This window comes from Acidovorax sp. 99 (assembly GCF_003096455.1).
In the GTDB taxonomy this organism is placed as follows: Bacteria; Pseudomonadota; Gammaproteobacteria; order Burkholderiales; family Burkholderiaceae_C; genus Acidovorax; species Acidovorax delafieldii.
Genome location: NZ_QEKU01000001.1, coordinates 2,146,188 through 2,159,790, shown reverse-complemented (window position 1 = coordinate 2,159,790; position 13,603 = coordinate 2,146,188). Strand labels below are relative to the sequence as shown.

At 68.4% G+C, this 13,603-nt stretch carries 9 protein-coding genes; 6 read left to right on the top strand and 3 right to left on the bottom strand.

Features of this window, described 5'->3' with window-relative positions; all coding sequences use genetic code 11:
- Window positions 1-166 precede the first annotated feature (166 nt).
- From C8C95_RS10110 to C8C95_RS10090, 5 genes are all read left to right on the top strand, one after another.
- Entirely contained in the window at window positions 167-1,231 is a 1,065-nt protein-coding gene (locus C8C95_RS10110) for a ligase-associated DNA damage response exonuclease (RefSeq protein ID WP_116748500.1), read from the top strand.
- Window positions 1,228-2,925: an ATP-dependent DNA ligase gene (locus tag C8C95_RS10105; protein WP_116748499.1), complete on the top strand. Its 1,698-nt coding sequence runs from the start codon at window positions 1,228-1,230 to the stop codon at window positions 2,923-2,925. The genes C8C95_RS10110 and C8C95_RS10105 overlap by 4 nt, the downstream gene beginning before the upstream one ends.
- The gene (locus tag C8C95_RS10100) at window positions 2,922-5,645 is read left to right on the top strand and encodes a ligase-associated DNA damage response DEXH box helicase (RefSeq protein ID WP_116748498.1); all 2,724 of its coding nucleotides are present in this window, start codon (window positions 2,922-2,924) and stop codon (window positions 5,643-5,645) included. The genes C8C95_RS10105 and C8C95_RS10100 overlap by 4 nt, the downstream gene beginning before the upstream one ends.
- Before the next feature lie 5 nt (window positions 5,646-5,650).
- Window positions 5,651-6,388, top strand: coding sequence for a ligase-associated DNA damage response endonuclease PdeM (gene pdeM, locus C8C95_RS10095; RefSeq protein WP_116748497.1), 738 nt, complete (start codon window positions 5,651-5,653; stop codon window positions 6,386-6,388).
- A gap of 241 nt (window positions 6,389-6,629) precedes the next feature.
- Entirely contained in the window at window positions 6,630-8,864 is a 2,235-nt protein-coding gene (locus C8C95_RS10090) for an NADP-dependent isocitrate dehydrogenase (RefSeq protein ID WP_116748496.1), read from the top strand.
- A gap of 139 nt (window positions 8,865-9,003) precedes the next feature.
- On the opposite strand, the gene C8C95_RS10085 is transcribed toward C8C95_RS10090, so the two are convergent.
- The 3 genes from C8C95_RS10085 to C8C95_RS10075 all read right to left on the bottom strand — a co-directional run bounded on the left by C8C95_RS10085 (window position 9,004) and on the right by C8C95_RS10075 (window position 12,513).
- Window positions 9,004-10,395, bottom strand: a complete 1,392-nt coding sequence (locus C8C95_RS10085; protein ID WP_116748495.1) for a hypothetical protein — start codon at window positions 10,393-10,395, stop codon at window positions 9,004-9,006.
- A 177-nt stretch (window positions 10,396-10,572) separates the two neighbouring features.
- The gene (locus C8C95_RS10080) at window positions 10,573-11,085 is read right to left on the bottom strand and encodes a DUF1993 domain-containing protein (RefSeq protein WP_116748494.1); all 513 of its coding nucleotides are present in this window, start codon (window positions 11,083-11,085) and stop codon (window positions 10,573-10,575) included.
- Between the two features lie 144 nt (window positions 11,086-11,229).
- Complete coding sequence (locus tag C8C95_RS10075; protein WP_116750227.1) at window positions 11,230-12,513, bottom strand: MFS transporter; 1,284 nt, start codon at window positions 12,511-12,513, stop codon at window positions 11,230-11,232.
- A 65-nt stretch (window positions 12,514-12,578) separates the two neighbouring features.
- Between C8C95_RS10075 and C8C95_RS10070 the strand changes: the two genes are divergently transcribed.
- Window positions 12,579-13,541: a helix-turn-helix transcriptional regulator gene (locus tag C8C95_RS10070; RefSeq protein ID WP_116748493.1), complete on the top strand. Its 963-nt coding sequence runs from the start codon at window positions 12,579-12,581 to the stop codon at window positions 13,539-13,541.
- Window positions 13,542-13,603 lie beyond the last annotated feature (62 nt).

Here is a 13,603-nt window from a genome sequence, read left to right as displayed (position 1 = left end):
GGAAGCCGGACGACCCCGCAGACCAAACGCTTCACTATTGATAGCAAATAAGACATATAACACCGGCGCATGCAGCAGATTGAATGCCCAAAACGCCTGCAACAGCCCGCCGCGCAAACCCGGGCAGCCCCACCGACTTTGCCTTGCCGCCTACGATGCCACACGCATGCTCCGCAATGATTTGATCGTCCACCGCCCCGAAGGCCTGTACTGCCCGCCTGGTGACTTCTACATCGACCCCTGGCGGCCGGTGGAGCGGGCCGTGATCACCCATGCCCATTCAGACCACGCACGCATGGGCTCGGCGCACTACCTGGCGCACCACGACAGCGCGGGCACGCTGCGCAACCGGCTGGGGGCAGACATTGCGCTGCAGACGCTGGCCTACGGCGAGGTCATCAACCACCATGGCGTGCGCGTTTCGCTGCACCCGGCCGGGCACGTGCTGGGGTCGGCCCAGGTGCGCGTCGAACATGGCGGCCAGGTGTGGGTGGCCTCGGGCGACTACAAGCTGGAAGACGATGGCACCTGTCCGCCGTTCGAGCCGGTGCGCTGCCACACCTTCATCACCGAATCCACCTTCGGTCTGCCCATCTACCGCTGGCCGTCGCAGCCCGCGCTGTTCGCCGACATCAATGCCTGGTGGGCTGCCAATGCAGCGGCAGGAAAGGCCAGCGTGCTGTACGCCTACGCCTTCGGCAAGGCGCAGCGGCTGCTGCATGGTGTGGACGCCAGCATCGGGCCCATCGTGGTGCATGGGGCGGTGGAGCCGCTCAACGCCGTGTACCGCGCGGCGGGCGTGGACCTGCCGCCCACGCTGCGCGTGACGGACCCTGGCCTCACCAAGGCCGACCTGAAACGTGCGCTGGTGCTGGCGCCGCCCTCGGCAGCGGGCACACCCTGGCTCAAGCGGTTTGGAGAACACTCCGACGCGTTTGCCAGCGGCTGGATGCTGGTGCGCGGCGCACGCCGACGCCGGGGGGTGGACCGGGGCTTTGTGATGAGCGACCACGCCGACTGGCCCAGCTTGCAAAAAGCCATTGGCGCCACGGGCGCGGAGCGCGTCATCGTGACGCACGGAAGCACGGCCGTGATGGTGCGCTGGCTGTGCGAGCAAGGGCTGGATGCCCAAGTGTTCGCGACCGAATACGGCGCCGATGACAACGAGGACGACGCAGGGGCGGCGCCTGAGGTGCCAGGCAGCGCACCCACACCCGAGGCAGCTGCATGAAGGCCTTTGCCCAGCTGTTCCAGGCGCTCGACGCCACCACAGCGCAGTCGGCCAAACTCGCGGCACTGGTGGCTTACCTGCGCGTGGCACCGCCCGCCGATGCAGCCTGGGCCACGTACTTTCTCGCAGGCGGCAAACCCCGCCAGATGGTGCCCACCAAGCGCCTGAAAGCGCTGGCTCAAGAGGCCGCTGGCCTGCCCGAGTGGCTGTTTGAAGAAAGCTACCAAGCCGTGGGCGACCTGGCCGAAACGTTGGCCCTGCTGCTACCCCCGCCCGCCCAGTCCACCGAACTGACACTGGCCGAATGGATGGCCCAGCTGCTGCCCCTGCGCGCCCTGCCGCCCGATGAGGCCGATACCCGTCTGCGCACGCAATGGGACAGGCTGGCACCTGAGCAGCGCTTTGTGTACTTCAAGCTCATCACCGGCAACTTCCGCGTGGGGGTGTCGCGCCTGCAGGTGACGCAGGCGCTGGCCACGGTGAGCGCGCTGGACCCCAAGCGCATCGCCCACCGGCTGATGGGCTACACACAGATCGGCCGGCAGCCGCAGGCCAGCGACTACCAGGCGCTGATCGCGCCGGTGGACGACGATGCCAGTACGCAGGATGCTGCCGATGCAGGCCAGCCCTACCCGTTCTTCCTGGCCCACCCGTTCAACCAGCCCGTGGCCGACATGCCCGCACTGCTGGGCACGCCAAGCGACTGGCTGGTGGAATGGAAGTGGGACGGCATCCGCGCGCAGATCGTGCGGCGTGCGGGCGCGGTGTGGATCTGGTCGCGCGGCGAGGAGCTGGTGACCGACCGCTTCCCTGAACTGGCCGAGGCTGCGATGGCGCAGATGCCCAATGGCTCGGTGGTCGATGGCGAGATCCTGGTGTGGCTGCCCGATGAGCCCCAGCCCCGCCCCTTTGCCGATCTGCAAAAACGCCTGGGCCGCAAGACGCTGACCCCCAAGCTGCTGCGCGAGCTGCCCGTGGTGCTGGTGGCCTACGACCTGCTCGAACACGCCGGGCAGGACCTGCGCCAAGAGCCGCAGCAGGCCCGCCGCACGCTGCTGGAGGCCACGCTGCAACAGCCTGATGAAACCACCATCGCACCCGCACCGCACCAGGCCCTGCGTCTGAGCGATTTGCTGCATGGCGCCGACTGGCACAACCTGGCACGCCAGCGCGAGGCCGCGCGCAGCATGGGCACCGAGGGTTTCATGCTCAAGCACCGCAGCGCGCAGTACGGTGTGGGCCGCACCAAGGATGTGGGCGTGTGGTGGAAGTGGAAGATCGACCCCATGAGCGTGGATGCGGTGCTCATCTACGCCCAGCGTGGGCATGGCCGCCGCGCAAGCCTCTACACCGACTACACCTTTGCCGTGTGGACCGGACCGCAGGACGACCCGGAGCGGCAGCTGGTGCCTTTTGCCAAGGCCTATTCGGGCTTGACGGATGCCGAGATTGCGCAGGTGGACGCCATCATCCGCAAGACCACGCGCGAGAGCTTCGGGCCCGTGCGCAGCGTGGACGCGACGCTGGTGTTTGAGCTGGGCTTCGAAGGCATTGCGCGCAGCCCGCGCCACAAGAGCGGCATTGCCGTGCGCTTTCCGCGCATGCTGCGCTGGCGGCAAGACAAACCCGTGGCCGAGGCCGATACCTTGCAAACGCTGATGGCATTGCTGCCGGGGCAGGACGCAGCCGCATGAGCACGACACGCCGCCCGCGCAAGCCCCTGCCCCCGGTGGCACCGAGTGCCGCAGCCGCCTGGATGGCGGCGCGCGGGTGGCAGCCCTTCGGCTTCCAGCAAGACGTGTGGCGCGCGATGGGCGAGGGCCGCTCGGGCCTGTTGCACGCCACCACGGGCGCGGGCAAGACCTATGCGGTGTGGCTGGGCGCGCTGCAGCACTTGGCGTGGGCCGATGCTGCACCAGCGCCCGAAGAAGCCCCCAACGCCCGCACCGCCGTGCGCACGCGCCGCGCTGCGGCACCACCCCTCACCGTGCTGTGGATCACGCCCATGCGCGCACTCGCTGCCGATTCGCTGCGCGCCCTGCAGGCACCGCTGCCCGATCTGGCCCCCACCTGGACCAGCGGCCTGCGCACCGGCGACACGGCCAGCGGCGAGCGCGCTGCGCAAGACCGCCGTCTGCCCACGCTGCTGGTGACCACACCCGAAAGCGTGTCGCTGCTGCTGGCCCGCGCCGATGCGCGCGAGCGCTTGGCCAGCGTGCGCCTGGTGGTGGTGGATGAGTGGCACGAGCTGGTGGGCAACAAACGCGGCGTGCAGGTGCAGCTGGCGCTGGCGCGCCTGTCGGGCTGGAACCCGGCGCTGCAGGTGTGGGGCATGTCGGCCACGCTGGGCAACCTGGACGAGGCCCTGCACACCTTGCTGCCGCAGCCCGTGCCCAGCGCGGCGGGTGCGCCACAGCCACCGCCTGCCGTGCTGGTGCAGGGTCGCATCGACAAGCGGCTGGAGGTGCAGGTGATGCTGCCCGCGCGGGCCGACCGCTTTGCCTGGGCGGGCCACATGGGGCTGAGCCTGTTGCCGCAGGTGGTGCAGTCGATCGAAGCGGCAGCGTCCACCTTGGTGTTCAGCAACACCCGTTCTCAGGCGGAGCGCTGGTACCAGGCGCTGCTGGAGGCGCGGCCCGACTGGGCGGGCACCATCGCACTGCACCATGGGTCGCTGGGGCATGAGGTGCGCGACTGGGTGGAGCGAGGCCTGAAGGCCGGGCAGCTCAAGGCCGTGGTGTGCACATCGAGCCTGGACCTGGGCGTTGACTTTTTGCCGGTGGAGCAGGTGCTGCAGATCGGTTCGGCCAAGGGCGTGGCGCGGCTGGTGCAGCGTGCGGGCCGCTCGGGCCATGCGCCGGGGCGCAGCTCCAGCATCACGCTGGTGCCCACGCACAGCCTGGAGCTGGTGGAAGCCGCCGCCGCACGCCACGCGCTGGCTCAGGGCCGCATTGAAGACCGGCAAACGCCGCGTGCGCCGCTCGATGTGCTGGTGCAGCACCTGGTCACCGTGGCGCTGGGCGGCGGCTTTGTGCCCGATGCGCTGCTAGCCGAGGTGCGCCGCGCACCGGCCTACGCTGCATTGGCCGACAACGACTGGCAGTGGGCGCTGCAGTTCGTGCGCCAGGGCGGCGCATCGCTGGCCACCTACCCGGACTTTCACCGCGTGGTGCCCGACGACGAAGGTGTGTGGCGCGTGCCCGATGCGCGCCTGGCGCGCCGCCACCGCAGCAACATCGGCACCATCGTGAGCGATGCCAGCATGCAGGTGCAGTTTGTGAGCGGCGGGCGCCTGGGGTCGGTGGAAGAGAGCTTCATCGCCCGGTTGCGCAAGGGCGATGTGTTCATGTTTGCAGGCCGGCTGCTGGAGCTGGTGCGCACCCAGCAGATGACGGCCTATGTGCGCATCGCCCCCAGGGGCAGCGCTGCGCTACCGCGCTGGAGCGGAGGACGCATGCCGCTGTCGAACACGCTGGCCGATGCGATGCTGGAACAGCTGGCGCAGGCGGAGCGCGGCCAGTTCGCCACGCCCGAGATGCGCTGCGCCCGGCCATTGCTGGAGCTGCAGCAGGCCTGGTCGGCCCTGCCCACCCCGGGCCGCCTGGTGGCCGAAACCCTGCACACGCGCGAGGGCTGGCACCTGTACCTGTACCCGCTGGCGGGGCGCCTGGTGCACCTGGGCCTGGCCGGGCTGCTGGGCTGGCGCGCATCGCAGCAGGTGCCCAACACCTTCTCCATCGCGGTCAACGACTATGGGCTGGAGCTGCTGTCGGCCAAGCCGGTGGACTGGGCCACGCTGCTGCCGCGGCTGATTGGCGAAGGCACACACACCACCATCGGTCGCGGGCTCGAAGACGAAGTGCTGGCCAGCCTGAACGCCACCGAGATGGCGCGCAGGCGCTTTCGCGAGATCGCGCGCATCGCGGGCCTGATCTTTCAGAGCCACCCGGGCGAGCAGCGCAGCAGCCGCCAGCTGCAGGCCTCGTCGTCGCTGTACTACGACGTGTTTGCGCAGTACGACCCCGACAACCTGCTGCTGGCCCAGGCCCGCGCCGAGCTGCTGGCGAACGAGCTGGACATGGAGCGCCTGGCGCACACACTGCGCTGCATGCAGGCGCAGACCCTGTCCATCCACACGCTGGAACGCCCCACCCCGTTTGCCCTGCCGCTGATGGTGGAACGCTTTCGCGAACGCCTGAGCACCGAGACCCTGGCCGACCGTCTGGCGCGCATGGTGCAGGCGCTGGAGCAGGCGGCCGACGCGACCACGGGTAACCACCTGGCGCAGCACGCGGTGCAGTCCACAGATATGGCGTGGGACCTGCCCGATAGCTCCGGCGCCCGCACACAACGCGCGCGCCCTGCAGCGGGCGGGGACACCCCCCGCCGCACCCGCAGACGCCACGGATTCTGAGCACGATGACCACGCTCCCCCTTCACACCGCAGCCCTCGGCACGCCGGCAGTCCCTACGCCCCCCATCGGTGCGCACGCCATCAACCTGCCCTGCGGCACCGCACTGCAACTGCTGCCCCAGCGCGCGCTGTGGTGGCCCGCCGCGCGCATGGTGCTGGTGGCGGATGTGCATTTCGGCAAGGCGGCCACCTTCCGCCGCGCGGGCCAGCCGGTGCCGCATGGCACCACGGCGGACAACCTGGAGCGGCTGGACGCGGTGCTCGCTGCCACCGGCGCCGATCACCTGGTGTTTCTGGGTGACTTCCTGCACGCGCGCAGCGGCGCGGCCGATGCGCTGTGGCAGCAGGTGCTGCCCTGGCGCCAGCGCCATGCCCGTGTGGCGATGACCCTGGTGCGCGGCAACCATGACCTGCATGCGGGCGACCCGCCGGCCGCGCTGGCAATGGCGCTGGTCAATGAGCCCTGGTTGCCTTCGAACGATGCGCCCGTGCTGGCCTGCCACCACCCTCAGGCTGTGGCAGGCCACACGGTGCTCGCAGGTCATCTGCACCCCACGCTGCGGCTGCGCGGCCCGGCGCGCGATGCGCTGCGGGCGCCTTGCTTTGGCTGGGGCGACGGGCAGTTGATCCTGCCCGCCTTCGGGGCTTTCACCGGCACGGCGCCCGACACCCTGCCCGCGCACTGGACGCAGTTTGCCGTCCTGCCTGGCCGCGTGGTGGCGGTTCCCGGGGGGAGTTCATAGGGTCTGCCAGGGGTGGCGCGCGAGCGCCAACGGGGTCAAACTGCAGAAGGCCGCAGGGTGATTACCACCTATTTGGTGAAAAAAAGTGCCCTGGGCTTATGATAATTTTGCATTGTGAGATTCGATTGCAAAAACAGCGGGCTGTGACAGCCCCGAGCAAGGAGAATCAGAGAGCATCCGCGTTTGGCCCCGCTGCGACGCAGCCGGGGGCATCTACCTACTCTGTTTCGTGAGACAAGCCATGACGACCCAGCAACCTTCCATCATTTACACCCTGACCGACGAGGCACCCCGTCTGGCCACGGCTTCCTTCCTGCCCATCATCCGCACGTTTGCGGCGCCGGCAGGCATCAACGTGCTGGAGAGCGACATCTCGGTGGCGGCACGTATCCTGGGTGAGTTCCCCGACTACCTGACCGAAGAACAGCGCGTGCCCAACAACCTGGCCGAGCTGGGCAAGAAGACGCTGCAGCCCGATGCCAACATCATCAAGCTGCCCAACATCTCCGCGTCCGTCGCGCAGCTCAAGGCCGCCATCGCCGAGCTGCAGTCCAAGGGCTACGCGCTGCCTGACTACCCCGACCAGCCCAAGGACGACAAAGAGAAAGAAATCAAGGCCCGCTACAGCAAGTGCACCGGCTCGGCCGTGAACCCTGTGCTGCGCGAAGGCAACTCCGACCGCCGCGCCCCCAAGGCCGTGAAGGAATACGCCCGCAAGAACCCGCACAGCATGGCCGAGTGGAGCCAGGCATCGCGTTCTCACGTGTCGCACATGCACGCTGGCGACTTCTACCACGGCGAAAAGTCCATGACGCTGGACAAGGCGCGTGACGTGAAGATGGAGCTGATCACCAAGAGCGGCAAGGCCATCGTCTTGAAGCCCAAGGTCAGCCTGCTGGACCGCGAAGTGATCGACAGCATGTTCATGAGCAAGAAGGCGCTGCTGGAGTTCTACGAGAAGGAAATCGAAGACGCACGCAAGACCGGCGTGATGTTCTCGCTGCACGTGAAGGCCACGATGATGAAGGTGTCCCACCCCATCGTGTTCGGCCACTGCGTGCGCATCTTCTACAAGGACGCGTTCGCCAAACACGCCAAGACTTTTGAAGAGCTGGGCGTGAACGTGAACAACGGCATGGTGGACCTGTACACCAAGATCGAAACCCTGCCGCAAAGCCAGCGCGACGAGATCAAGCGCGACCTGCACGCTTGCCACGAGCACCGCCCCGAGCTGGCCATGGTCGACTCGGCCAAGGGCATCACCAACTTCCACTCGCCCAACGACATCATCGTGGACGCTTCCATGCCCGCGATGATCCGCAACGGCGGCAAGATGTGGGACGCCAACGGCCGCCTGAAGGACGTGAAGGCCGTGATGCCCGAATCGACCTTCGCCCGCATCTACCAGGAGATCATCAACTTCTGCAAGTGGCACGGCGCGTTCGACCCCCGCACCATGGGCACCGTGCCCAACGTGGGCCTGATGGCCCAGCAGGCCGAGGAATACGGCAGCCACGACAAGACCTTCGAGATCCCTGAAGACGGCGTGGCCAACATCACTGATCTCGCCACCGGCGAAGTGCTGCTGAGCCAGAACGTGGAGCAAGGCGACATCTGGCGCATGTGCCAGGTCAAGGACGCCGCGATCCGCGACTGGGTGAAGCTGGCCGTCAACCGCGCCCGCAACTCCGGCATGCCCGTGGTGTTCTGGCTCGACTCGTACCGTCCGCACGAGGCGCAGCTGATCACCAAGGTCAAGATGTACCTGCACGAGCACAACACCACCGGCCTGGACATCCAGATCATGAGCCAGGTGCGTGCGATGCGCTACACGCTGGAACGCGTGATACGCGGCCTCGATACCATCAGCGCCACCGGCAACATCCTGCGCGATTACCTCACCGACCTGTTCCCCATCATGGAACTGGGCACCTCGGCCAAGATGCTGTCCATCGTGCCGCTGATGGCTGGCGGCGGCATGTACGAAACCGGTGCGGGCGGCTCGGCTCCGAAGCACGTGCAGCAGCTGGTGGAAGAAAACCACCTGCGCTGGGATTCGCTGGGTGAGTTCCTGGCGCTGGCCGTGTCGCTGGAAGACCTGGGCCTCAAGAACAACAACCCCCGCGCCAAGCTGCTGGCCAAGACGCTGGATGCCGCCACGGGCAAGCTGCTGGACAACAACAAGAACCCTTCGCCCAAGACGGGCCAGCTGGACAACCGCGGCAGCCAGTTCTACCTGGCCATGTACTGGGCGCAAGAGCTGGCCACGCAGACCGAGGATGCCGAACTGGCCGCCAAGTTCGCGCCCCTGGCCAAGCAGCTGACCGAGAACGAAAAGAAGATCGTGGAAGAGCTGAACGCCGTGCAGGGCAAGCCCACCGACATCGGTGGCTACTACCTGCCCGACGTGGCCAAGCTGGACGCCGTGATGCGCCCCAGCGAGACGCTGAACAAGGCGCTGGCTTCGGTGGCCTGATCCTTCTCAGCCGCTCCAACGCAAAGGCCCCGCAGTGCGGGGCCTTTTTTATTTCGGGACCTGGGAGTTAGCGCGACCACCGAGGGCCGTGCGCCGCAGTCGATGCTCCGTCTGCCGCGCAGCCCCCAGAGCCACGTTCTCAGGGCCGGTCGCGGTCTGCCACGCGGCTGCTCAAGGGCTTGGGCACATAGGCCGGCACAAAGGCGCAGCCCTTGCCAAAACGCGCCTCGTTGGCCGGGCACTGCTGGGCAATGCCCTCGGGCGTGGGCTTGGCGCCCTCGTCCACCCAGCGCAGCAGCGCGGTCATCAGCGTGGGGTAGGTGGGGTCGCTCAGGTAGCTGTGGGTGTTGTGCTGGGTGAAGGTCTGCACCAGGCGCTCCGCGCTGCCGCCTTGCGCCATGGTGGCCTGAAAGGCCGCGTCCAGTTCGACAAAGGCCGTGGGGTCGTCCACGCCCTTGACGGTGAGCACCGGCACGGGGATGCGGCCGGTCAGGTCCGTGTCCTGCGCAAAGCGGGCCACGGCAGCAGGGTCGGCCCGGTAGCGCAGCACGGCGGCGTTCAGCGCGGCATCGTCGGGCGAGCCCCGGTACAACACGCCCCGGTTGCCAAACGGGCTGGCGCCGCCCGTGCGATGCTGCACCACGTCGCGGAAGTGGAAGGTGGCCCAGTTCATGTGGCCCTGGATGGAGCTGGCCGGGATGCGGATCACGTCCACGATGGTTTGGACCTTGCGCTGCTGCTCGGGCGTGCGCTCGGCCACCGGCTTGTTCAGCGCCAGGCATTCGTTCACGCGCGCGGCCAGGTCCGCCTGCGTCATCGCCGCATCGGCAGGCAGGCCGATGTTCAGCGGGTACTGCGCCTCGGTGGGCCGGGGGTGGTTGTTGCACAGGTACTGGTAGACCACGCGCAGGTCGGTGCGGAAGTCGTACGAGCGGGTGCCGCCCGCCAGCACGCCGCTGGTGAGCAACACGGCGTCATACGGGCGCTTGCCATCGGCCGTGGTCTGGAACATCTCGGCCCCCTTGGCCGCCACGCTGGCGCCCCAGGACTGGCCGTGCAGGATGGTGCGCTGCGGCTGGGCCACATGGCGCACGAAGATCTGGCGCAGCCGCTCGGTGTCCTCGGCGGCGGCACGCACCTCGACGCCGCCCTGGCGGAAGGTGCTGCCCGCCCACGCATACCCCGCGCGAACCATGATGGCCCAGCGCTCCAGGTCTTCCACCGACCGCTCCATCTTCGGCGCGCCCAGGGCCGGGCCGCCGTGGGCGTGCAGCACCAGGTGGCCGTTCCACTGCTGCGGCACCGCCACCAGGTAATACGCACCGGCCGAATCCTTGCCCGACAGGCAGCGGGCGATGGGCGCCAGGTCCTTGGGGCACGGGGTGGCCGTGGGCGCAGCCTCAGCAGCGGCACTCACCGGCGCCGAGGCTGGTGGTTGTACAGGCACCGGCGCGCAGGCCGAAAGCAGGCAGGTTACGCCGGCCAGCGCCAGGGCTGGCAGGGTGCGTGGTGTGACGTAGGGGGTGGGCATGGGTCGGGTCTCCGTTGTCTTTTTTGTCCGCGCCGGGCGCCGTGTCTAAAACTACAAGTTTGATAGCACCTCAGGCATGTTTCACTAGCGCTACGGGCCATTTTTGCCCACATCTGCGTGCCTGGCCCCACACGGCAGCACCCGGGGCACCTTGGCGCCCCGGGACAGGGCCCAGGGTCAGAACTTGCCCATGTAGTCGCGCTTGCCCAGCTCCACGCCGTTGTGGCGTGCGATGGCGTAGGTTGCGTTCACGTGGAAGAAGAACTGGGGCAGGCCGTAGTGCAGCAGGTAGTGTTCGCCCACAAACTGCTTCTCGCGCGGCGTGCCGGGCTGGATGGTGATCTGGCGCGTGGCGGCCTCGGCAAACGCGGCTTGCGGAAGGCTGTCGATGAACGCCAGCACGGTGCTGATGCGCTCGTTCAGGTCGGCAAAACCGGGGCGCTCGGCGTCGGGCAGCGAAGGCACCTCCACACCGGCCAGGCGCGCGGCCACGCCCTTGGCAAAGTCGCAGGCGATCAGCACCTGGCGGGCCATGGGAAACATGTCGGGGAACAAGCGGGCCTGCAGCAATGCGTCCGGCTCGATCTTGCGGGCCGTGGCATGGGCCTCGGTCTTGGCCAGGATGTCCTGGAGCGAGCCCAGCATCTGGCGAAAGACGGGGATGCTAGCGTTGTACATGGGGTTCGTCATGGGCGGTGTCCTGGAAGTGCGTTGAAAACAAAGGGCGCTGTTGCGAACCCTGCCAAACAGGGCCCCGGCGCCACCGACCGCGATTGCAACACAGGCCCGCGCGGCGTGCTGGGCGCCGTACAGAGCCCCCGCCCCGTGGACCCTTCAGGCCGCTGCAGGCACGGGCCGTGCCGCCCGCGCTGCCACGCCCACCCCCACGAGCGCCGCCGACACCACGCTCAGGCCCAGCGTCACGGCCGAGCCGTAGAAGATGCCCGCCGTCATGCCGTGGTCCAGCATGGCGCCAAACACCGGCGCCGCCAGGCAAAAGCCCAGGTCCAGCCCCGAATACACCGTGCCGTACACGCGGCCCGTGGCGCCGGGGGGCGCGGCGCGCTTGATCAGCATGTCGCGCGAGGGGCCGGCCAGGCCTGTGCCCAGCCCTGCCACCGAGGCCACCACCAGCGCTGCCATGCCGGGCAGCAGCCCCGAGGCCACCACCACCAGCAGCGCGGCCGAGCCCAGCAGGCACACGGAGATGATCTTCTCCAGCCGCTGCACACGCCCCACAAGAAAGCCGCCCACCAGCATGCCCGCCGCGCCACACAGCATGTAGCCCGTGACCACCATGGCCGTCACGCTCAACGGAAGGCCATACATGGACTGCAGCGCCGGGCTGGCAAAGCTCTGGATGGCGCTGAGTGCGCAGGTGCTCCAGAAGAAGAACGAGAAACACAGCCACACCGAAGGCAGCCTGAGGAAGGCCATGGGGTGCTCGGGCTTCGCCGCCGCCGCGCCGCCCTTGGCTTGGTGGGCCCAGGCACCCTGGCGGTCGTCAATGGCATCGCGGTTCCACACCATGATGGCCAGCACCGTGAGGGCCAGCAGCGCGCCGCACAGGCAGGCCGTGCGCCACGAGCCCGTGGCTGTGGCAATGCCCGCCATGAACACCGGCGCCGTCGCCCAGCCCAGGTTGCCGCTGATACCGTGCACCGAGAAGCCATGCCCCAGGCGCTGGGGCGACACGCGCTTGTTCAAAATGGTGAAGTCCACCGGGTGGAACGGCGCATTGCCCAGCCCGGCCAAAGCCGCCGCGAGCAGCAGGCCCGTGTAGCCCTGCGCCGTGCCCGCCGCCAGCCCCGCTGCGGCAAAGCTCGACAGCGCAAAAAACATCACCGGCCGCGCGCCTACACGGTCCACCAGGAAACCCGACAGCGCCTGGCCCACGCCCGAGATCACGAAGAACACCGACACCAGCAGGCCCAGCTCGGAATAGCTGAAGCCGAACTCCCCGATCAGCCACGGAAACAGCGGCGGCAGCAGCATGTGAAAGAAGTGCGAGCTGCCGTGGGCCAGACCGATCAGGCCGATGGTGCGGGCGTCCTGCCGCAGGGGGACGGGGTTGGCAGTGGTGGCGGTAGCGGTAGCGCCGGAGGTGGAAGCAGTCATGGGTTGGATCTTAGGCAGCATGCCCTCGGCAGGTTTACGATAGACGGCCAATTTCTATCGCAAACATGCCAAACCCACCCACCAGGTACCCCACCCCTACCGAACCGGTGGTGGAACACCTCGCCGCCGAGGTCGTGCCTCGCGCCCAGGCCGGCAAGCCGCGCGGGATGTCGTACGTGGACTCGCTCACGCCCGAGCTGTTTGTGCCCACCGCCGCCCGCCCGGTGCGCGCCAAGCTGCGCTGGCTGGCCGCCGACACGCAGGTGATGCCCCACAGCCACCCCTGGGCGCAGGTGGCGATCTCCACCACGGGCGTGATCCGGCTCACGGTGAACCACGGCACCTACATCGTGCCGCCCTCGCGCGCGCTGTGGATTCCGCCCGGTGTGGAACATGCCGTGACCATGGTGGAAGACGCCGACCTGCGCACGCTGTATTTTCACCAGCCCCGGGGGCGCTGCGGCCCCGGCGTGCCGCGCGACCAGGAAGACGCATGGCGCCAGTGCCGCGTGCTGGAGGTGTCCGACCTGCTGCGCGCCCTGGTGCGCGAGATGCCCACCACGCCCGACGGCGGCGCCGCGATCAGCCCCGCCGACCTGCGACGCGAGCAGCACCTGAGCGCCCTGGTGCGCGACGAACTGGCCCGTGCCGCCGCCGTGAAGCTGGGCGTGGACCTGCCGCAGGACAAGCGCCTGCGCCACCTGTGCGAGGCCGTGCTGGCCGACCCCACGCGCCACGACACCCTGGCCGACTGGGCGCAGGACACGGGCGCCAGCCCCCGCACCGTGGCACGCCTGTTCCGCTCCGAACTGGGCAGCACCTTCACCCAATGGCGCCAGCAGGTGATCCTGGCCAAGGCCGTGTCGCTGGCCGCCGGCCGCATGCCCATGGGCCAGATCGCCGCCGAGCTGGGCTACAGCGCGAGCGCCTTCAGCGCCATGGTGCGCAAGTCGGTGGGGCAGCCGCCGGGGCGGTTTCTGGGGCAGCAGGACTTCAATGGATCTGCGAGTGGCAGGCCTGTTGCTTAACGAAGCCAGTGACCTGTACGGTCTTGCGGACTACCCCCGTAGGGACAACCAGGCAACGCCTT

Coding starts and splice junctions, on each gene's coding strand:
- C8C95_RS10105 (WP_116748499.1), top strand. CDS start 1,228: ATGAAGGCCTTTGCCCAGCTGTTCCAGGCGCTCGACGCCACCACAGCG.
- C8C95_RS10080 (WP_116748494.1), bottom strand. CDS start 11,085: ATGACGAACCCCATGTACAACGCTAGCATCCCCGTCTTTCGCCAGATG.
- C8C95_RS10100 (WP_116748498.1), top strand. CDS start 2,922: ATGAGCACGACACGCCGCCCGCGCAAGCCCCTGCCCCCGGTGGCACCG.
- pdeM (WP_116748497.1), top strand. CDS start 5,651: ATGACCACGCTCCCCCTTCACACCGCAGCCCTCGGCACGCCGGCAGTC.
- C8C95_RS10110 (WP_116748500.1), top strand. CDS start 167: ATGCTCCGCAATGATTTGATCGTCCACCGCCCCGAAGGCCTGTACTGC.
- C8C95_RS10075 (WP_116750227.1), bottom strand. CDS start 12,513: ATGACTGCTTCCACCTCCGGCGCTACCGCTACCGCCACCACTGCCAAC.
- C8C95_RS10085 (WP_116748495.1), bottom strand. CDS start 10,395: ATGCCCACCCCCTACGTCACACCACGCACCCTGCCAGCCCTGGCGCTG.
- C8C95_RS10090 (WP_116748496.1), top strand. CDS start 6,630: ATGACGACCCAGCAACCTTCCATCATTTACACCCTGACCGACGAGGCA.
- C8C95_RS10070 (WP_116748493.1), top strand. CDS start 12,579: ATGCCAAACCCACCCACCAGGTACCCCACCCCTACCGAACCGGTGGTG.